20 protein-coding genes are annotated in these 18,377 nt (G+C 63.9%); 4 read left to right on the top strand and 16 right to left on the bottom strand.

Annotation, left to right across the window (positions count from 1 at the left end; translation table 11 throughout):
- The first annotated feature begins 11 nt into the window (after nt 1-11).
- Nucleotides 12-980, top strand: a complete 969-nt coding sequence (locus PQQ86_RS01340; protein WP_408264314.1) for a transcriptional regulator GcvA — start codon at nt 12-14, stop codon at nt 978-980.
- Between the two features lie 32 nt (nt 981-1,012).
- On the opposite strand, the gene PQQ86_RS01335 is transcribed toward PQQ86_RS01340, so the two are convergent.
- From PQQ86_RS01335 to PQQ86_RS01290, 10 genes are all read right to left on the bottom strand, one after another.
- Complete coding sequence (locus PQQ86_RS01335; protein ID WP_054035680.1) at nt 1,013-1,282, bottom strand: DUF493 family protein; 270 nt, start codon at nt 1,280-1,282, stop codon at nt 1,013-1,015.
- The gene (locus PQQ86_RS01330; RefSeq protein WP_408264313.1) at nt 1,254-2,210 is read right to left on the bottom strand and encodes a D-amino acid aminotransferase; all 957 of its coding nucleotides are present in this window, start codon (nt 2,208-2,210) and stop codon (nt 1,254-1,256) included. The genes PQQ86_RS01335 and PQQ86_RS01330 overlap by 29 nt, the downstream gene beginning before the upstream one ends.
- 13 nt (nt 2,211-2,223) lie before the next feature.
- The gene (locus PQQ86_RS01325) at nt 2,224-3,453 is read right to left on the bottom strand and encodes a D-alanyl-D-alanine carboxypeptidase family protein (RefSeq protein ID WP_408264312.1); all 1,230 of its coding nucleotides are present in this window, start codon (nt 3,451-3,453) and stop codon (nt 2,224-2,226) included.
- A gap of 332 nt (nt 3,454-3,785) precedes the next feature.
- Nucleotides 3,786-4,430 carry an alpha/beta hydrolase gene (locus PQQ86_RS01320; protein WP_408264311.1) on the bottom strand — a complete coding sequence of 215 codons (645 nt, stop codon included), beginning with the start codon at nt 4,428-4,430 and terminating at the stop codon, nt 3,786-3,788.
- A gap of 8 nt (nt 4,431-4,438) precedes the next feature.
- Nucleotides 4,439-4,762, bottom strand: coding sequence for a (2Fe-2S) ferredoxin domain-containing protein (locus PQQ86_RS01315; protein WP_054035677.1), 324 nt, complete (start codon nt 4,760-4,762; stop codon nt 4,439-4,441).
- 142 nt (nt 4,763-4,904) lie between these two features.
- Nucleotides 4,905-6,062, bottom strand: a complete 1,158-nt coding sequence (locus PQQ86_RS01310) for a VanZ family protein (RefSeq protein WP_408264309.1) — start codon at nt 6,060-6,062, stop codon at nt 4,905-4,907.
- 31 nt (nt 6,063-6,093) lie between these two features.
- Nucleotides 6,094-6,720, bottom strand: coding sequence for an ABC-type transport auxiliary lipoprotein family protein (locus PQQ86_RS01305; protein WP_408194422.1), 627 nt, complete (start codon nt 6,718-6,720; stop codon nt 6,094-6,096).
- Between the two features lie 34 nt (nt 6,721-6,754).
- Nucleotides 6,755-7,729: an MlaD family protein gene (locus tag PQQ86_RS01300; RefSeq protein ID WP_408264307.1), complete on the bottom strand. Its 975-nt coding sequence runs from the start codon at nt 7,727-7,729 to the stop codon at nt 6,755-6,757.
- Between the two features lie 16 nt (nt 7,730-7,745).
- Nucleotides 7,746-8,624: an ABC transporter ATP-binding protein gene (locus PQQ86_RS01295; RefSeq protein ID WP_097391066.1), complete on the bottom strand. Its 879-nt coding sequence runs from the start codon at nt 8,622-8,624 to the stop codon at nt 7,746-7,748.
- A complete protein-coding gene (locus PQQ86_RS01290) occupies nt 8,621-9,754 on the bottom strand; it encodes an MlaE family ABC transporter permease (protein ID WP_408264305.1) in 1,134 nt (377 codons plus the stop codon). The genes PQQ86_RS01295 and PQQ86_RS01290 overlap by 4 nt, the downstream gene beginning before the upstream one ends.
- Nucleotides 9,755-9,860: 106 nt before the next feature.
- On the opposite strand from PQQ86_RS01290, the gene PQQ86_RS01285 reads away from it, so the two are divergent.
- From PQQ86_RS01285 to PQQ86_RS01275, 3 genes are read left to right on the top strand one after another with little or no spacing between them, the layout of a single operon-like run.
- On the top strand, nt 9,861-10,766 hold the full coding sequence (locus tag PQQ86_RS01285; RefSeq protein ID WP_408264303.1) for a biotin--[acetyl-CoA-carboxylase] ligase: 906 nt from the start codon (nt 9,861-9,863) through the stop codon (nt 10,764-10,766).
- Nucleotides 10,763-11,578 (top strand): type III pantothenate kinase, encoded by an 816-nt coding sequence (locus tag PQQ86_RS01280; protein ID WP_408264301.1) that lies wholly within the window; start codon nt 10,763-10,765, stop codon nt 11,576-11,578. Before PQQ86_RS01285 ends, PQQ86_RS01280 begins: the two co-directional genes overlap by 4 nt.
- Before the next feature lie 53 nt (nt 11,579-11,631).
- Entirely contained in the window at nt 11,632-11,871 is a 240-nt protein-coding gene (locus PQQ86_RS01275) for a hypothetical protein (protein ID WP_408264299.1), read from the top strand.
- A 3-nt stretch (nt 11,872-11,874) separates the two neighbouring features.
- Here the strand turns inward: PQQ86_RS01275 and rfaE2 are convergent, their stop codons facing one another.
- The 6 genes from rfaE2 to PQQ86_RS01245 form a co-directional block, all read right to left on the bottom strand.
- Complete coding sequence (gene rfaE2 / locus PQQ86_RS01270; RefSeq protein WP_054035671.1) at nt 11,875-12,357, bottom strand: D-glycero-beta-D-manno-heptose 1-phosphate adenylyltransferase; 483 nt, start codon at nt 12,355-12,357, stop codon at nt 11,875-11,877.
- 126 nt (nt 12,358-12,483) lie between these two features.
- On the bottom strand, nt 12,484-13,356 hold the full coding sequence (locus tag PQQ86_RS01265; RefSeq protein WP_054035670.1) for a ferritin family protein: 873 nt from the start codon (nt 13,354-13,356) through the stop codon (nt 12,484-12,486).
- 586 nt (nt 13,357-13,942) lie between these two features.
- Nucleotides 13,943-14,731: a PhaM family polyhydroxyalkanoate granule multifunctional regulatory protein gene (locus tag PQQ86_RS01260; RefSeq protein WP_408264297.1), complete on the bottom strand. Its 789-nt coding sequence runs from the start codon at nt 14,729-14,731 to the stop codon at nt 13,943-13,945.
- Nucleotides 14,732-14,909: 178 nt separating this feature from the next.
- Nucleotides 14,910-15,806, bottom strand: coding sequence for an enoyl-CoA hydratase/isomerase family protein (locus PQQ86_RS01255; protein ID WP_408264296.1), 897 nt, complete (start codon nt 15,804-15,806; stop codon nt 14,910-14,912).
- A gap of 102 nt (nt 15,807-15,908) precedes the next feature.
- On the bottom strand, nt 15,909-17,129 hold the full coding sequence (locus PQQ86_RS01250; RefSeq protein WP_408264294.1) for an ABC transporter substrate-binding protein: 1,221 nt from the start codon (nt 17,127-17,129) through the stop codon (nt 15,909-15,911).
- Between the two features lie 259 nt (nt 17,130-17,388).
- On the bottom strand, nt 17,389-18,372 hold the full coding sequence (locus tag PQQ86_RS01245) for a fumarylacetoacetate hydrolase family protein (protein ID WP_093645679.1): 984 nt from the start codon (nt 18,370-18,372) through the stop codon (nt 17,389-17,391).
- Nucleotides 18,373-18,377: the final 5 nt, after the last annotated feature.

The raw sequence follows: 18,377 nt of genomic DNA, 5'->3' as shown, positions 1-18,377 counted from the left end.
GAAATATTGCGATGGACCTCCGGCAACTACCTCCGCTGAACGCCATCAAGGCGTTCGAAGCCGCCGCCCGTCATGAGAGCTTCTCGCGCGCAGCCGACGAGCTGTTCGTCACGCACGGCGCCGTCAGCCATCAGATTCGCGCGCTGGAGGCGGAGTTGGGCATCACGCTGTTCGCCCGCGACGGCAAGCGCGTACGGCTCACGGATACGGGCCGCCGCTATGCCACGCGCGTGCGCACCGCGTTGATGGCGCTTGCTGACGCCACCCGCGAAGTCCGCGCCGGCGACCGCGAACGGCGTCTGGTCGTATCCATGCTGTCTTCGTTTGCGGCGCGCTGGGTGACGCCGCGCATCGGCAGCTTTATCGAGGCGCATCCCCAGTGGGACCTCGAACTGCTGTCCACCAACGCGCTGACGGACTTCGCGCGCGACGACGTCGACGTGGCGATCCGCTTCGGCTACGGAAAATATTCGGGGCTGCACGCAGAGTTACTGCTGGAGGAGATCTTCTTTCCGGCTTGCGCGCCGAATTTCAACGGCGGCAGGCTGCCGCAAACGCCGGCCGATCTGGCCAAGGTTCAGCTGCTGCGCTCGGACGACGAACTCTGGCGTCCGTGGTTCGACGCCGCCGGCCTCACCGACTGGCCTGAGCCGAAGCGTGGCGTGCTATATCAGGATTCGTCGAACCTGCTGCAGGCGGCCATCGACGGCCAGGGGGTCGCGCTCACGCGCCGTTCGCTGGCGATGCACGAGATCGCGGCAGGCCGCCTTGTGCGGCTATTCGACGTGGATGGGCCGAGCCCGTGGCAGTACTACTTCATCTGCCCGCCGCAGATGCTCGAAACCGCGCGCGTCAAAGCGTTCCGCGCCTGGGTATTCGAAGAAGTGGGACGGTTCAAACAGCTTTTTGAGCAGGCTTGTGAGGTGGGCTCTGCTGCAAGCGCCGGTCTGGCGGCGGACGCATTGCACGTCACGCCGTAATCCAGAGGCATCCGTAGGCACAGGGCCAGGCGTTAAAGCACCACCTTCACCATCGGATGACCAGTAAGCGCGCGATAAATATCGTCGAGCTGTGCCTGGCTCGTCGCGCGCACCGTAACCGTCAACCCGGTGTAATTGCCGCCGCTGGACGGCCGCGTTTCTACACGAGCGGGATCGACTTCGTTATCGAACTGCCGAACCACCGTGACGATCGTCTCGGCGAACTCGGGATGCGACTTGCCCATGATCTTGATGGGAAAGTCGCACGGAAACTCAAGCAATGATTCTTTCGCGGGATTCATTTTCTACTCCTTGCTGCGCTTCTTGCGCTTCCTTGGCCTTGGCACGCTGATAGGCCGCGTACAACGCCGCAAACACCGCGCCCGGCTTGCCGTCGCCAACCGGCTGACCATCGAGCTGCGTGACCGGCAGCACTTCCTTGGTGGCGGAACTGACCAGAATCTCGTCGGCGGCACGCAACTCGGCTTCGGCGATCTCGCGCGCTTCGAAGCGGACGCCGCATTCGCTCGTCAGCTCCTCGATCAGACCGTAGCGAATCCCTTCGAGAATTTTGTGGCTGCGCGGCGGCGCGTACAACACGCCGTCTTTCACCATCCAGATATTCGAAGACGAACCTTCGGTCAGCATGCCGTCGCGAAACTGGATCGTCTCGAACGCGTCATTTTCGGCTGCGTACTGCGCCATCAGAACATTGCCGAGCAGCGACACCGATTTGATGTCGCAATTGAGCCAGCGACGGTCTTCAGCAGTGACGCAGCGCACGCCTTGCGCGCGCTGTGCGGCGTCCGGCAGGTTCAGCGGCGTGACCATCACGAACACGGTCGGCTGAATGCCGGCGGGGAACGCGTGACCGCGCTTCGCGACGCCCCGTGTGATCTGAACGTAAGCAATCGCGTCCTGATCGGCGCGCAGGCCTGCGCCCGCCTCATTAGCCGCGACCACGCGGTCGATCAGATCGCGCCAGCCGGCATCGTCAAACGGATTGACGATGCCGATCTTGTCCAGACAGCGCGCGAGGCGCGCCAGATGATGCCGGAAGCGAAACGCCGTACGGCCGCTCGCGTGCGGATACAAGGGCGCGACTTCGTAAATGCCGTCGCCGAAAATAAAGCCGCGGTCGAGAACCGGCACGCGCGCTTCGGACAAGGGCACCAGCTCGCCGTTCAGATAAACGATCGGGTCGAGCGAAACATCGGAAACAGCGGTCATCGCAATCGGGCTCTTACTTCTTCTTGTTGAACATCAGCATCAGCGAATCCCACACGCGGCCAACCACGCCGGCTTGCGGCACAGCCTGCAACGCGACGATCGGGAATTGCGCCAGCACCTTGCCGTCGGCCACGAGTTTCGCGGTGCCGACCTGCTGACCGTTCGCGATCGGTGCGATCAGCGGATCGATCTGCTCGATCTGCGGCTTCACCTTGTCGCCCATGCCCTTCGGCACGGTGATGTACTGATCGCCCTTCACGCCGATCTGCACGGTGTCCTGCGCACCCTTGTAAACGCGCGGCGTGCCCAGCACCTGGTTCGCCTTGTACAGACGCACCGTGTCGTACGCGGTGTAGCCGTAGTTCAGCATCTTCAGGCTGTCCTGCACGCGGTCGTGCTCCTTGACCTCGCCCATCATCACCGAGACGAGACGGCGCGAGCCGTCAGCCGTGCCCGGCAGCGGACGCTTCGCGCTGGCGATCAGGCAATAGCCGGCCGCTTGCGTATGGCCGGTCTTCAGGCCATCCACCGTCGGGTCGATCCACAGCAGACGGTTGCGGTTCGGCTGCTTGATCTTGTTGTACGTGAATTCCTTGACCGAGAAGATGTTGTAGTAGTCGGGGAAGTCACGAATCAGGCGCGCCGACAGCACCGCGAGGTCGCCCGCGGTGGTGTAGTGCTGCGCGTCGGGCATGCCGTTCACGTCGGCGAAATGCGTGTTCTTCATGCCGAGTTTCTGCGCTTCGGTGTTCATCATGTTGACGAACTGCGCTTCACTGCCGCCCACCAGTTCGGCCAGCGCGATCGCCGCGTCGTTACCCGACTGGACGATCATGCCGTACACGAGATCGTGCACGGTCACCGGCTTGTTGGCTTCGATGAACATGCGCGATTCGTCAGTGCGCACGCGGCGCACCGCTTCGCTCGGCATCACCGTCTGGTCCATCGTGATCTTCTTCGTCTGCAGTGCCTCGAAGACGAGGTACGCGGTCATCAGCTTGGTCAGCGAGGCCGGTTCGACGCGTTCGTCGGCATTGCCCGAGGCAAGCACCTGATTGCTGGTAGCGTCGACGAGCACCCACGAACGCGCGTTCACCGCGGGCGGCGGCACCTGCGCGAACGCCGTGCTGGCAACGAGCGTTGCCGGCAGCACGATGCCGAGGGTCACGGCACGGCTAAGCGTAGTGGGAACGAAAGAAGAAACTGACGGGAATGACGTGCGGCCGGAGGAGGAGAAACGCATAGGGTCGATTCGTGCGGAAAAATACATCGCGCGCAGGGCGCACAGATTGGAGGAGCCGGTCGGCGAGCGTCAGGCCGTAAAAACGGCGCGGCGCCCATTGGACTTCCGGCAACGCGATCGGTTCGCGCAGCACGCCTCGCATCCGGCACCGCTGCGCACGAGCAAGAAGCTACGCGTCGCGCGAACTGCCGGGTGGGCGATGCTGCGCCCAAAAAAGAGCGCTCATTATACGCGCGCTATCCTGGTATCTTTGAGCAAAGGGCGGCGATTAATTTGCGTTTGCCCATACCTGTACCCCGGAAAACACGCGTGGCGCCCTCCGCGTGTGTCCCTTAGCGCCACGCGTCGACGATGATCCGCTTCAGGACGTGCAGCTTGCGATGCAGAAAATGCTCTGCCCCCGGAATCACGACAACCGGCAAATCCTGCGGCCGCGCCCAGTCGAAAACCGACTGAATGGGAACGGTATCGTCGATTTCGCCGTGAATCACGAGCGTGTTTTCCGGTACAGGCGCGACTTCCCACCGGCTCGCCGCAGTGCCCACGAACACGATTCGCTCGATCGCCTGACCTTCTTCGCGCAGCTTCGCGGCCACGTGCGACAGCACGAAGGTGCCGAACGAAAAACCCGCCAGTACGAGGGGCAGATCGCCCTGTCCTGCTTGCGCGCGCATGTGATCGAGCACGGCGCGCAGATCATCGCGCTCGCCGATACCGGCGTCATGCTCGCCCTGCGTTTCCCCGACACCCCGGAAATTCGAGCGGTACGTCACGTAGTTCAACTGCACGAGCGTGCGTGCGAGCGTCTGCGCGACCTTGTTGTCCATCGTGCCGCCGAACAGCGGATGCGGGTGCGCGACCAGCGCGATGCCACGCGGCGCGGCGCCGTTCTCACGCATCTCGTCGGGCAGATCCAGCGCGACCTCGATCTTGCCGACCGGGCCGTCGATCAGATACTTCTTCGTATGTGCATTCATGGCGCGGTTTATTGATCGATTTTCAGACGCTCGACGACTTTGCCGTTCACAAGATGCGAGTCGACGATTTCATCGATGTCGCTCTCGTCGACATACGTGTACCAGACGCCTTCCGGATACACGACGAGCGCCGGGCCGAGTTCGCAACGCTCGAGACAGCCGGCCTTGTTGATACGTACCTGGCCCGGGCCTGCAAGGCCGAGTTGCTTCACGCGCTTTTTCGCGTGTTCCTGCATCGCCTGCGCGTTGCAATTCGCGCAGCTCGGACGCTCCGCGCCGGGATCGCGCTGGTTGAGACAGAAGAAGACGTGGTACTTGTAGTAGGAATCCATGATGTCCGGAGGGGCGAGACTGTAAGAGTGGGAATGGCGCTGGAAGCGCCGCAGCGCGCCTGTTGTGCGGAAGATTATAGCGAGCGGGGCTGGCGGTCGCTGAGCGGCGGAGGCAAGGCCGCATGCATGCGTCGCCCTTGCCTCATGCGCGCTTCACGCGCCGCTTGAGCCACACCTGTTCTACGAGATAGGCGAGCCACACCAACGCCGCATACGGCCAGATCCACGCGATCCAGTGCGCGAGACCGTTGAAGTGCAGATACCGTCCCTGGCGCCAGTCCGCCAGGACGGCATCGAAATACGGATTGACCGGCAGCAGATTGACAAACACGAGCGCGACCGTCAGCGCGCAGATCGCGAGCGCCGCCCGCGATCTGCGCCGCAGGCGCAGCGCCAGCAGTGCGGCGACAGTGCCGCACACGAGCCCCTCCAGCGCGCCGGGGGTCGCCCAGTCGAACGCAAGGCCGGATTGCGATTGCAGAAAGGTCGCGCCCGCCTTCACGCACAAGGTCATGACAATAAACACGATCAAGAGGCGCACGAGCGGCGCATGGCGACGCACCGGCAGCGAGGCCAGGGCGAGTGCGGCGAACAGATTGAGCGTGGTGATGACAGCTTCCCAGGCGTCGTCCGGCAGCCAGGCGGCTACCAGCGCCGGCCACGCGCCGACGTGCCAGGCCGTCGGCGTCCACGCGAGCAAGGCATCTTGCGTCGTCGAATCGAAACGCAGCCACAACTCGCGCGGCCAGTTACCGAGACCGAAAAGCCGTGGCGCCGGGTACATGGTCGCGAATGGCCACAAGGCGACGAGACAGGCGAGTGCCGCGGTGTCGCGCTCGAACCAGAGGAGCCGCACGCGCCGCAGCAAGCCGCGATCGAGCAACGCGCCGGTGGCCGGCGACATGATCGCCGCGCCGAGCAGCGCGCCGAGCGCATTGGCGGCCAGGTCGAGGTTGGAGGCCACGCGTGTCGGCAGATAGGTTTGCACCGCTTCCATCACGCCCGACAGCACCCCACCAAGCACGAAAGCCAACGCGACCGCCAGCGTGCCGCGCCAGCGCGGATATAACGCGAGCACCATCAACGCGCCGAACGGCATGTAGCCGAGCACGTTCGTGACGACGTCGAACGCCGTCAGGTACTGCGGCATGGGATCGGACAGATAGGCAAACGGAGCGAGGCCGAGCGAACGCCAGCCGGAAAACGGATACCACGAACCGTAGACGATCAGCGCCGTGTACAGCCCCAGCGCTTGCCGGGCGAACGCCGAAGGACGGCGCTGCCAGGGCTTAACGCTCATGCAGCGCTCCGTTGCGTGCGCTGCAAGCCGGTCATTGCGCGGCGACCAGCGCCTGCACGCCGAGCCATGCGCCGATCTGCGCGACGAGGTCGTCGCTGGCCGCGGCGAGCGCCTGCGCGCCGCCGGCGGCGTCCGCCGAACTGGACGGCGCGCGTGCGAGGAAGGTGCGCTGACCGATCACCTTGCCGTTTTGCGTCAACGTGGCGCGCGCGGTAACTGCGGCGTGGCTTTCAGACTGGCTATCGAAGACCTGTTCGAACTCGCTCAGGTCGACCTTCAGGACCGCCGCGTGCACACCGTCGGCCCCCGTTAGCACGGTGCCACGCGAGCTGAGGGCACCGCGCAGACGCTGGGTCAGCAGTTGCGACGGCGCCATGGTCCAGTGGCTATTCGCGTACGACGCCGTCTGCTGCGCATCGGCATAGCTGAGCCGGTAAATCAGCTTGTCGGATTCGAGGTTGTCGGGCGCGGTGACATCGAGCACCTTCACCGCCGGCAGCGTGCCGGCCGAGGCCGCCGGGTTCGGCGGCCCGAGGTCGTAGCGGATGTCCGAGATCGCTGCGGGGGTGCCGGCGCAGCCTGCGGCCAGCACGCCGAACGCGAGCAGCATCGCAAGCGCGGCGCTAGAGGACAACAATCGGTGGGTCAAGCGTGACATGACAATCTTCCTTCCTCAAAACCTGCAAATCATTTCATTGGGCAGCGTGCGCGGCGGCGCGGGCGGCGGGCCACGAGAAACCGGCTTCGCCTGGGCCCGGCGCCGCGCTCGGCGCACCGAACAGCACGCTGCGCGGATTGGTGCTGAACGTGTCGGCAGCACGGTCCACGGAACGGGCCGCCGAACGCACGTCTTCGGCGAGCGAATTGACGCGCGGCAGCGTGTCGTAACCGACGCGCGCCGACAACTCCTGGATCGAACTGTCCATCGACACCAGCGCATCACCCGCTTGCTGCGCCGCCGTCCCGACCTTGTTCAGGTTGGTCTCGAACGGCCCGTCCGGGCGATTCAGACTGGTGATCAACTGATTGGTCGACGCCAGCGTGCGATCCAGGGCGTTGATCGTGGCGGGCAGCTTGCCCGCTGCCGGCGCCATCTGCCGGGTTAGCGTGGAGACGCCGTCGGCGGCCTTCTGAATGCTCGCTGCCGTGCCCTGCAACTGGCTGACCATTTCCGGCGACAACAGATTGTCGACGTCGTCAGTGACTCTTTCGAGTTTGCGCAGCAAAACGTCGCCGCGCTGCTGCAACTGATCGAGCAAGCCCGGACGCATCGGCAATTGCGCCACGGCTTTCACGGACGACGCGAGCGGCGTCGGATCGCGCCCATTGTCATCCAGCTGGATGAAGGCGATACCCGTCACGCCCTGGAACCCGAGGCTGCCGAACGTGGAGTGCGTAATCGGCGCGTGCGTGTCGACGAGAATGCGGATCAGAATTTGTCCCGGATGATCCCGATCGAATTTGATCGACTGCACCTTGCCGACGTCGAGCCCTCGATAGCGCACCGCCGCGTCGGTATAAAGCCCCGTCACGTTGGTGCGCGCAATCAGATCGTACGGCACCCGCACGGAACGGTCGACGTTGAACAAAAAAGCCGCCACTGCGATCGCAGCCAGCAAGGCCACGGTGAAGATCCCTGCCCAGAAGGCATGTGATTTGTTTTCCATTGTCAGGTTCCCTGGTTCACAGCGGCAATTCGGACGATGCCGATTCGAGCGCGGCGCGCGGCAATTTCGCGCGGCGTTCCGGCGGCAGCGCCTGCAGCGCGCGACGCCCGCGCAGGCCGAGGAAATATTCCCGGATAAAAGGATGATCGACGCCCGCCGCCTCTTCGACCGGCGCGGCGACCAGCACCTTGCGATCCGCCAGCACGGCGACGCGGGTGGACAGCGCGATCATCGTGTCGAGATCGTGCGTGACCATCACCACTGTCAGACCGAGCGCGCGATGCAGCGCGGAAATCAGTTCGACGAATTCATCCGACGCCTGCGGATCGAGGCCGGCGGTCGGTTCGTCGAGAAACAGCAGTTCGGGCTCGAGCGCAATGGCGCGCGCAATGCCCACGCGCTTGATCATGCCGCCCGAAAGCGCCGACGGCATCTTCGAGGCGTGCTTGCACGGCAGGCCGACCATCTCGAGCTTGAGCATCACGATGTCGCGCAGGAGGTCTTCGGGCACTTTGCCGAGTTCGCGCAAGGGCTGCGCGACGTTGTCGAATACCGAGAGCGACGAGAACAGCGCGCCGCGCTGAAACAGCATCCCGGAGCGGCTGCGCATGAGTAGCGCGTCTTCAGACGAGATGGTGGCAATGTCCTGACCAAACAGCTTGATGGTTCCCGACGACGGCCGCTCCAGGCCGAGAATCTGACGCACCAGCGTGGTCTTGCCCGAGCCCGACCCGCCGACGATCGAGACGATCTCGCCGCGCCGCACGTCGAAATTCAGATGCTGATGCACGATGTTGCGGCCGTAGCGCTTGGTGATGTCGATCACCTCGATCACCGGCTCCGCAATCTCGGGCATCGGTTGGCCGCGTACGGCCTGCGTGAGTGGCGCGATCATCCTAGCCCCACGTTCTGGAAGAGGATCGCGAACACCGCGTCCGCGAGAATCACGATGGTGATCGAGGTCACCACCGAGGTCGTCGTGCCTTCGCCGAGGCTTTGTGAATTGGCCTTGATACGGAAGCCGAAGTGACAGCCGACGATCGCGATCAGCATGCCGAACGCAACGCCCTTGCCCAAGCCGATCCACAAGTTCGCGACCGGCACCACGCTCGGCAAGGCGCGTGCGAAATAGCTCATGTCGATGCCGAGGACGATCTTCGCGGCGAGCGCGCCGCCCGTCAACGCGATGATGTTAGTCCACATCACGAGGAGCGGCATGGCCACGCCGAGCGCGACCACGCGCGGCAAAATCAGCCGCAGGCCGTGCGGGATGCCCATCACACGCATGGCGTCGAGCTCTTCGGTGACGCGCATCACGCCGATCTGCGCGGTAATCGCCGAGCCCGAACGGCCGGCCACCAGAATCGCCGACAGCACCGGCCCCAGTTCGCGAATCACCGACAGCCCAAGAATATTGACGATGTACTGATTCGCGCCAAAAAGCCGCAGTTGCTGCGCCGACAGATAGCTCAGCACGATGCCGATCAGGAACGCGACTAGCGCGGTAATCGGCAAGGCCTTGGTGCCGGCGTTATAGACGTTCGCCGAGATCTCGGTCCATGGCGTGATTTTCGGTTTACGCGCGATCGCGAGAAGATCGAGCACGACCTGCCCAAGCATGCCGAATCCGCCGTACAGGTGCTCGAAGAACGAGAAGATCGAGAGGCCCAGCCGGGTGAACGGATCGAACTTGACCACCGGCTCGACCTTTTCGCGCGCCGTGTCGAGCAGGGCGATGCGCTCGAAAATGTCGCGTTGCGTATCGGTGAGCGTGGTGTCCGGGGGCATCTTGTGGCCCCACACGCGCCACAGTGCCTGACCGCCGACATGGTCCATCCGGTCGATCCGCGACAGGTCCCACTGGCGAATACCTTCAGCGCCGACCAGCGAGCGCAACAAAGGGATCACGTGACCGGTGGCCTTGTCGCGTGCGAGCGCGAGCGCCGTCCACTGGCCCGAGAGCCGGACGATCTTGCCTTGGCTGCCGGCCGCGACTTCAAGGCCGGGCGGAGTGTCGTAGTTCAAGGATCGCTGGAATCTGGTTATCGGATTAGGGGTCATTGTAACGAAGGCGCGGCGCTTGAACCGTGCTCACGGACTCGCAGCGTTCGCTGTGGCTACAATATGAGACATGAACGCCTCCAAGACCCCACCCCAAGCCGCTGCGGCCTCCGACTGGCGCATCGACCGCGAGCGCGCCGTCGCGCTATTCGGTGCGCATGCGCATGACTGGCCGATCGAAATCGTCGAGGAAACCGGCTCGACCAACGCCGACCTGATGACGCGCGTCAAGGCATTGCCGCGCAAGGCCGGCGCGCTGCCGCGGCCGATCGTGCGGGTCGCGTATCTGCAAACCGCGGGCCGCGGCCGTCGTGGCCGCCCATGGTATGCGGAACCGGGCAATGCGCTGCTGTTTTCGGTGGCGTGCGTGTTGCCGCGCCCGCTCGAAGGACTGGCGGGCTTGAGTCTCGCGGTGGGTGTGGCGCTGGTCGACGGGCTGCGCTCGTTGCCGGTCGCGGGCCCTGGGCAAATCGCGCTGAAGTGGCCCAACGACGTTCTGCTCGAAGGCGACAAGCTGGCCGGCATCCTGATCGAAACCGCATGGAGCACGGACGACGCGAGCGCCGTCGTGATCGGTATCGGCACCAATGTGAAGGGTGCGGACGAGCTCGCCGCCAAGGTCGGGGCGCTCAACGCGGACGTGCCGGCGCAAGCGCGCGGCACCACGCCGACCGCGCTGCAACGCGCACTGCCGAATGCGAACCTCACCGATACGCTGGCGGCGGAACTGAACGCGCTCGAACCCGCGCTGCAGCGCTTCGGCGCGGAAGGCTTCGCACCGTTCCAGGCACGCTGGAACGCGGTGCACGCCTACGCAGGCCGTGAAGTCGTGCTGCTGGAACAAGGTAAAGAGCTGGCGCGCGGCGCCGCGGCAGGCGTCGACGAACGCGGACAACTGCTGCTCAATACGGCGGCCGGGCGTCTGACCGTCGCAACCGGCGACGTCTCGCTGCGTCTGGCCGAAGGTTCGGCATGACGAGCGGCGCGCCTTATCTGTTGATCGACGCGGGCAATAGTCGCGTCAAGTGGGCGCTGGTGGAGCCGGACGGTACGCAAATCACAGCCGGCGCTCTGGCGCACGGCGACGCTGACCAGCCTGACTGGTCGACGTTGCCGACGCCGGGCGGCGCATGGTTATCCAACGTGGCGGGCGAAAGCGTCGCGGCACGGATTGCCGCGCTGCTCGACGCTCACTGGCCGCAACTGCCGCGCACGACGATCCGCGCCTCTGCGCAGCAATGCGGCGTGACCAATAGCTATACGACGCCGCATACGCTCGGCAGCGATCGCTGGGCGGGTCTGATTGGAGCGCACGCGGCGTTTCCCGGCGAGAATCTGCTCATTGCGACGTTCGGCACCGCGACCACGCTTGAAGCGCTGCGTGCGGACGGCAGCTTTGTCGGCGGTCTGATCGCGCCGGGTTGGACCCTGATGATGCGCTCGCTAGGCGAACACACAGCGCAACTGCCGACGCTCGACGCCAACGCCGCGCGCGGCTTGCTCGATGCGGACACCCCGTCTGAGCGCGAGCGACGCGGCCCGTTCTTCGCGACGGACACGCCGCGCTCGTTGTCGGCTGGATGCACGTTGGCGCAAGCCGGCCTGATCGAGCGCATGTGGCGAGACTTGCAGGACGAATGGCAGGTGCCTGTGCGCCTGGTGGTAAGCGGCGGCGCCGTGGACGAAGTGACAAGTGCGCTAAAAGTGCCGCATACTCGCCACGATTCGCTGGTGCTGTCGGGGCTTGCGCTGATTGCTGCCGAGCACACGATAGAACGCGACGCCTGAGCCGCGGCCTTCCGGACAACGGCGGCTGAACTCATTAACGGGGAATACTAACGATGCTGCGCTGGCTGATCGCCATCCTGTTTCTTGCCAATATGCTGGCATTCGTCGCGATGCGCGGCGTATTCGGCCCGACGCCCACAGCCGGCGGCCGCGAGCCGAATCACCTGAATCGCCAGCTCCATGCGGAGTGGTTGAAGGTGCAACCCGTCACGGCAGCCGAAGCCGCCGACCAAGCCGTAGTAGGCGGCCCGGCGCCGGCGGCGCCGATCGCGGCATCGGCGCTGCCGCAGTAAGGATCACCCTTGCGCGCGAACCTTCTTCAATAGCGCTGTAGTCGAGCGCTCATGCTCGAACGGAATCGCCAAAGCCTTGCCGCCCCAGCCCCGCACAATGGCTGACTCCGGCAAAACATCCATGTCGTAGTCGCCGCCTTTGACGAGCACATCCGGCCGCAGCGCAGAAATCAGCTCCACCGGCGTCTTCTCGCCAAAACAAACCACGTAATCGACACTCTCCAGCGCCGCCAGCAAGGCCATCCGGTCAGCCTCGTTGTTGATCGGCCGGTCATCGCCTTTGCCTAGCATGCGCACGGAAGCATCGCTATTGACGCCGACAATCAGGCAAGCGCCGAGCGCTTTGGCGTCGGCAAGATACGTCACATGCCCGCGATGCAGGATGTCGAACACGCCATTGGTAAATACAACCGGCGCGGACATCGAAGCGCGAAGCTTCACCAGCGCATCGCGCGTAAAAATCTTGCGTTCAAAAGTGGCGGCCATGACGGAATCGCAAAGAAAAAAGAAGTGCCACCACGATACACGCCGGACGGCATGAAGCAAAACGGCCCAGCAAGCTCACGCCTGCCGGGCCGTTCCTGAAACTTTAAAACCGCGAACCTGAACCCATCAAGCCGGCTGTTCAGCCGATTTCTGATCGGCCTGCAAGCGCAGGACGACTTCCTTGCGATAACGGTTCAGTTCCTGCGCCGTGTTGAACGTGCGCTCGAACAGAATCGACAGATTGTGCAGAATCCGCTCGACCACCTTCTTTTCCCAGCCGTCGTCAAAACGGATCTGCTCGTCGAGCCAGCGTTCGAGCCATTCCGGATCCGGCAGACGCGATTGAATCGTGTCGCGCGGGAACAGCGCCTGATTCACGTGCAGGTTGGTCGGATGCAGCGGCTTTTCCGTGCGGCGCGCCGATGCCATCAGGACGCCGATCTTGGCGAACGCAGCACGCGCGATGTCGCCGGTTTGCACCATCGCTTTCTTCATGTAGCGCAGGTACGCGCCGCCATGACGCGCTTCGTCGCGCGAGATGGTTTCGTAGATGGCCTTGATGACCGGCTCGGTGTGCCATTCGGCGGCACGACGATACCAGTGGTTCAGGCGGATTTCGCCGCAGAAGTGCAGCATCAGCGTTTCGAGCGGCGGCGCCGGATCGAATTCGAAGCGCACGGCGTGCAGTTCTTCTTCGGTCGGGCACATTTCCGGCTTGAAACGGCGCAGATATTCCATCAGCACCAGCGAATGCTTCTGTTCTTCGAAGAACCACACGCTCATGAATGCGGAGAAATCGCTGTCGTGATGGTTGTCACGCAGAAACATTTCCGTTGCGGGCAACGCCGACCATTCGGTGATCGCGTTCATCTTGATCGTCGCTGCCTGCTCGTCGGTCAATAGCGATGCATCGAACTTGTCCCAGGGAATGTCTTTCTCCATGTCCCATCGAACGGATTCGAGCGATTTATAAAGTTCCGGATAAAGCATGGTGTTCATAGTCCCACCCCTGTTCTGCGCATACTGTCTGTGTCTGTAACTACTACGTGTAGTACTTTTACTGATGACGAACGAAACGCACCGTTTTGGGCATCGTTTATCGGCCAAGCATTCAATTTTACGCGGTAATCGGCCGCCTAGATGCACCGGGCAGCAAAGAAGTCCGGCGTTTGCGCGGCGCTGCTAACCAGAAGTTACGCGCTGCGCGGCCAACCGTGGGTGAGGGATACCCTATGCCTGAGGTCGAGCCAGTCTGCGATGAATCCGCACCGTCCAGCCCTGCGCCGGTGGCACCGGCGGCGAATGGCGCGTGGGCGGCCGGATTGGTTGTTTTCAGCGCACGCCCAAAAGCCAAATGAAGCTTACACAATGATAGCACGCTGACTTTACGGTTCCCGTGCCGTAGCGGACGCAATTCCCGCGCCTGATTGACTTCTCTCAATAAACGAACCGATTCACGGAGTGTGACCGACGATCGGGGTCAAAACCATGACAGGCGGCGAATTCACTTCGTTGCCACCGCCCGTCGGCCGCGCTTTGCGGTCTGTCGGCGCGCAGACCACGCCGACCCGTTTCATTCCCGCCGTCAAATAGCCTTTTTCGTCGCTCGCGGAGCGGCGCTCTCACTGCCTGCGCGCTTCGCGGCTGTTGAAGTCGACGCCGCTGCCCGCTTCGCTGCCGGCCGTTTGGTCGCTGCGGCCCCCGCCGACGCGTCAGCCGCTGCGCCTGCCGATGCTGAAGCGCTCGCCGCGCCTTCTGGCGAGTCCGTTGCCGAACCGCCAACTTCGGCGGCTGCCGCACCTGGTTGCGTCATCGCAAACTGGGCGATCTGATTGAACTGCGATTGCAGCAGATTCCACCAGCCGGAGGCGTCGAACGGCGGTGTCCCGGCGGCCTCGCCTTCTTCGGGTGCCGGCTCCGGCGCGGCCGATGGACTTGCACTGGTCGAAGCCGCCGAAGCTTCCGGGTGCGGCCAGCCGGTCGGCGAGGGACTCGGCGCGGCGCTCGCGGAAGCCGGCTGCGACATCGACGACTGCGCGAATGCACCAAATGCACGCAGCGTCGCGAGTGTGGCGCGCTGCACTTCGAGCGCCTGAATGGCGGATTGCAGCATGTTCAGATTCAGCTTGAGCCACTGCTCGACCGCGCGCATATCGGTGATGCGCTTATCGAGTTCTTCGACATTGGTGAGCGGCGCCATCATGTCGGACATCATCGACAGTGACGGCCCGAGGTTGCTGCCATTCTGCGCGCCCGAAAACGCCGAGCCGAACGGCGAGAGACGCATCATGCCCCACATGCGTTCGAGCATTTCAGCGGGCGGAAAACCAGGAAAGCCGGGAAAGGGCGGCGTGGTGCCAGGTGTATCAGTCATGCTTGTCGCCTCGCTGCATAAAGGGAAGGAAATAGCGCCGTCCCGCGCGCGTCTGATTCGATCATACCGCGCGTGGTGCTGCGAATCGCGCTTAGTTTGGGTGCTGTTTGCCCCGCTCACGCTGCACCTCAAGGTGCCAATGGGTGGGGCTTTGCGCAATATGCACCGGCCTCCGGTCTCAGGAGCGCCCACCGCCCGATGCGCCGCCGCCCGGCGTGTGCCGCGGCTGCCCATTCCACGGGTCCGCGCCGCCAAAATCCGGCGCGCGCCGCTCGCGCAGCGAGTTCACGCCTTCGCGCACATCCGGTCCGGCGAAGCCCATGAATTCCAGTGCGAGCGACGTATCGAACGCCGGTCCCGCCGAGCGCAGCCAGTTGTTCAGCGCGTACTTGGTCCAGCGAATCGCCGTTTGCGAACCGTTGGCCAGTTTCTGTGCGACTTCGAATGCTTTGGGCCGCAGATCGTTTTCGTCGACGGCGAGCGACACGAGGCCGATCCGCTCAGCCTCCTCGCCGCTCACCGGCTCGCACAGCAGCAGGTAGTACTTGGCCTTGGCCATGCCGCACAGGAGCGGCCAGACGATGGCCGCGTGATCGCCGGCGGCCACACCCAAACGCGTATGGCCGTCGATAATGCGCGCCGACTTCGTCGCGATCGAGATGTCTGCGAGCAGCCCGGCCACGAGCCCCGCACCGACTGCCGGACCGTGCATTGCCGAAACGATCGGCTTACTGCAATTGATCACGTTGTAGACCAGGTCGCGCGCCTCGCGCCACACGCGTGCGCGGACGTCGAAATCCGTCGCCATGTCTTCGACCAGTTGCAGGTCGCCACCGGCCGAAAAGCCCTTGCCCTCGCCGCGAATGATCGCAACACGCGTGTCGGGATCCCGATCGATATCGCGCCAGATTTCGGCGAGTTCAAAGTGCATCCGCGCATTAGCGGTGGCGAGACCGCTCTTGTTCGCGCCCTCGCCGCTCATCACGACTTCGAGCACGCCATGCGGATGGCGATGCAATTGCAGCGAGTGGTAGTGCGCGTAAAACACGTCGTTACTGTGTGGTGCCTGAGACATGATTAGCAATCCGTCGATCGGTATGTCGGTTGAAACCGTCGCCCTTAGCTAAGAGCACATTCGCCATATTCCGCGCTAGACCCGCGCAAACCCAGCAAAATTTCAATGCGGCTGATAAACCCACTTCGCATTCTTGATTTCGACCATCACACGCGCCCGTTGATCGAGTCCAAGGTGATCCGTGACGCTCATGTTGACCACGCCGTTGGTGTCCGCAAGACCGCGTGTCGCTTCCAGCGCATCGCGCAACGCACCGCGAAATTCCGGCGTGCCGGGCGCGGCCACCTTGAGCGCGATCGGCACCGCGTTGCTGAGCAACATGCCGGCGTCCCACGTGTACGAGCCGAACGCCGACACGCTACCCAGTCCGCGCAACGCCTCGAAGCGCGCGATGTAGTCGAGCGCGAGACGTTTGGCCGGATGGTCCGCCGGCAATTGCGCGGCGACCAGCACCGGGCTCGCGGGCAGGAACGTGCCGTTGCAGTCGGCGCCGCACACCCGCAGGAAGTCGTTATTGCCCACGCCGTGATTGTGATAGATCAGCCCTTTGTAGCCGCGTTCCCTGAGTGTCTTCGGCGGCAGCGCGGCGGGCGTGCCGGCCGCGCCGACCACCACCGCATCCGGATGGGTCGCGAGAATTTTCAGGACCTGGCCGGTCACGCCTGGATCGGTGCGATTGAAGCGCTCGCTCGCCACCACGTTGATGTGATGCAATTGCGCGAACTTCGCGACTTCGGTGTAAAAGGTTTCGCCGAGCGCGTCGGCCTGGCCGATGAACGCGATCGTTTTGACGCCGTGCGCACTGGCGTGCTCGGCAATCGCCGAGGCCATCATCGCGTCGGTCTGCGGGGTCTTGAATACCCAGTGGCGTTTCGCATCCACGGGTTCGATGATTTTCGCCGACGAGGCCAGCGAGATCATGGGTGTTTCACCATCGGCAACTACGTCGATCATCGCGAGCGAATTCGGCGTGATCGACGAACCGATGATCGCGTCGACGTGATTCTCGGAGATCAGCTTCTTGGTGTCCTGCACGGCTTGCGTGGTGTCGGACGCGTCGTCGAGCACGATGTATTCGACGCTCTGCCCGCCGATCTGTTTGGGCAGCAGTGTGACTGTGTCGCGCGCGGGAATGCCGAGCGACGCGGCCGGCCCGGTCAACGACAGCACGAGGCCGATCTTCACCTGCGCGACGGCGATGGCGGGCAGCGCAGCACACAGCGCGGCGGCAAGACGGGCGAGCCCGCGCCGCGATGGTGTTGCGCGCACGCTCGATGTGCGAGCGCCCTGGGTTCCCCGTTCGGTGGTTTCAAATCGCGGCATGCTGTCTCCTCACCTCGGTTTTTCGTTTTGATGTAGCGCCGATGTGCTGCTTGTGTGTTGCTTATGTCCTGCTCGCGTGCTGCTTCGCCATGATTCTGCGTTGGTTTCACGATCAACGGACAGCCGCTATCCCGGGGCCGCCGCCGCGCCAGTCAGTGTAGCGGCGCGTCGTGACGGCGGCATCGGGCGAAACCCTTTCGTAAGCGATGAAGCGCACGCGACGCGCTGCTGATGCCGCGCTCCGCACCAAAACAGCGCATCAATCCAGCGGCGCGATGCCCTGATCGATCGAACCGAAAATCGACTTGCCCGCTTCGTCGAACATCTCGATCTTCACGGTATCGCCGAACTTCATGAACTCGGTTTGCGGCGCGCCATGCTCGATGGTCTCGAGGCAACGCTTCTCAGCGATACAGCAATAGCCGCGCTTCGCGTCCTTGTTCGATACCGTGCCCGAGCCAACAATCGCACCGGCGCGCAGGTTGCGCGTCTTCGCCGCATGCGAGATCAGTTGGCCGAAGTGGAACACCATGTCGGTGCCGGCGTCGGGCTGGCCGACCTTCTTGTTGTTCCAGTGGACGATCATCGGCCGATGCAGGCGCCCTTCGCGCCAGCTCTCGCCGAGTTCATCGGGCGTCACCGCGACCGGCGCGAACGACGTAGCCGGCTTGCTCTGGAAAAAGCCGAAGCCCTTCGCGAGTTCAGCGGGGATCAGATTGCGCAGCGAGACGTCGTTGACGAGCGTCACCAGACGTACGCTCCTGAGCGCCTGGTCGGGGGTGGCGCCCATCGGCACGTCGGTGGTGATCACGGCGACTTCCGCTTCGAAGTCGATGCCGAATTCTTCAGAGGCGCACAGCACATCGTCTTTCGGGCCGATGAAGTCGTCGCTGCCACCCTGGTACATCAGCGGATCGGTCCAGAATTCCGGCGGCATTTCCGCGCCACGCGCGCGGCGCACCAACTCCACATGGTTCACGTACGACGAACCGTCGGCCCACTGGAACGCTCGCGGCAGCGGCGCCATGCATTCTTTGGCGTCGAACGGGAAGGTGTTGCGCGCGCGGCCCTGGTTGAGCGCGTCGTACAGGTCCTGCAATTGCGGCGCGTAGAAGGCCCAGTCGTCGAGCACGCGCTGCATGGTGGGCGCGATCGCGTCGGCGACGGCCGCGGTGTGCAGGTCGCGGGACACGACGATCAGCTGACCGTCGCGCGTGCCGTCCTTCAGCGTGGCAAGTTTCATAGGGG

The organism is Paraburkholderia sediminicola (assembly GCF_046026675.1).
Lineage (GTDB): Bacteria > Pseudomonadota > Gammaproteobacteria > Burkholderiales > Burkholderiaceae > Paraburkholderia > Paraburkholderia sediminicola_F.
This window is presented reverse-complemented; position numbering and strand designations above follow the sequence as displayed.

What these genes read in the sequence shown, in the direction of transcription:
- PQQ86_RS01255 (WP_408264296.1), bottom strand. Translation starts at nt 15,806, where the DNA reads ATGTCTCAGGCACCACACAGTAACGACGTGTTTTACGCGCACTACCAC.
- PQQ86_RS01315 (WP_054035677.1), bottom strand. Translation starts at nt 4,762, where the DNA reads ATGGATTCCTACTACAAGTACCACGTCTTCTTCTGTCTCAACCAGCGC.
- PQQ86_RS01265 (WP_054035670.1), bottom strand. Translation starts at nt 13,356, where the DNA reads ATGAACACCATGCTTTATCCGGAACTTTATAAATCGCTCGAATCCGTT.
- PQQ86_RS01295 (WP_097391066.1), bottom strand. Translation starts at nt 8,624, where the DNA reads ATGATCGCGCCACTCACGCAGGCCGTACGCGGCCAACCGATGCCCGAG.
- PQQ86_RS01300 (WP_408264307.1), bottom strand. Translation starts at nt 7,729, where the DNA reads ATGGAAAACAAATCACATGCCTTCTGGGCAGGGATCTTCACCGTGGCC.
- PQQ86_RS01260 (WP_408264297.1), bottom strand. Translation starts at nt 14,731, where the DNA reads ATGACTGATACACCTGGCACCACGCCGCCCTTTCCCGGCTTTCCTGGT.
- PQQ86_RS01325 (WP_408264312.1), bottom strand. Translation starts at nt 3,453, where the DNA reads ATGCGTTTCTCCTCCTCCGGCCGCACGTCATTCCCGTCAGTTTCTTCT.
- PQQ86_RS01340 (WP_408264314.1), top strand. Translation starts at nt 12, where the DNA reads ATGGACCTCCGGCAACTACCTCCGCTGAACGCCATCAAGGCGTTCGAA.
- rfaE2 (WP_054035671.1), bottom strand. Translation starts at nt 12,357, where the DNA reads ATGGCCGCCACTTTTGAACGCAAGATTTTTACGCGCGATGCGCTGGTG.
- PQQ86_RS01335 (WP_054035680.1), bottom strand. Translation starts at nt 1,282, where the DNA reads ATGAATCCCGCGAAAGAATCATTGCTTGAGTTTCCGTGCGACTTTCCC.
- PQQ86_RS01285 (WP_408264303.1), top strand. Translation starts at nt 9,861, where the DNA reads ATGAACGCCTCCAAGACCCCACCCCAAGCCGCTGCGGCCTCCGACTGG.
- PQQ86_RS01280 (WP_408264301.1), top strand. Translation starts at nt 10,763, where the DNA reads ATGACGAGCGGCGCGCCTTATCTGTTGATCGACGCGGGCAATAGTCGC.
- PQQ86_RS01305 (WP_408194422.1), bottom strand. Translation starts at nt 6,720, where the DNA reads ATGTCACGCTTGACCCACCGATTGTTGTCCTCTAGCGCCGCGCTTGCG.
- PQQ86_RS01250 (WP_408264294.1), bottom strand. Translation starts at nt 17,129, where the DNA reads ATGCCGCGATTTGAAACCACCGAACGGGGAACCCAGGGCGCTCGCACA.
- PQQ86_RS01245 (WP_093645679.1), bottom strand. Translation starts at nt 18,372, where the DNA reads ATGAAACTTGCCACGCTGAAGGACGGCACGCGCGACGGTCAGCTGATC.
- PQQ86_RS01320 (WP_408264311.1), bottom strand. Translation starts at nt 4,430, where the DNA reads ATGAATGCACATACGAAGAAGTATCTGATCGACGGCCCGGTCGGCAAG.
- PQQ86_RS01310 (WP_408264309.1), bottom strand. Translation starts at nt 6,062, where the DNA reads ATGAGCGTTAAGCCCTGGCAGCGCCGTCCTTCGGCGTTCGCCCGGCAA.
- PQQ86_RS01330 (WP_408264313.1), bottom strand. Translation starts at nt 2,210, where the DNA reads ATGACCGCTGTTTCCGATGTTTCGCTCGACCCGATCGTTTATCTGAAC.
- PQQ86_RS01275 (WP_408264299.1), top strand. Translation starts at nt 11,632, where the DNA reads ATGCTGCGCTGGCTGATCGCCATCCTGTTTCTTGCCAATATGCTGGCA.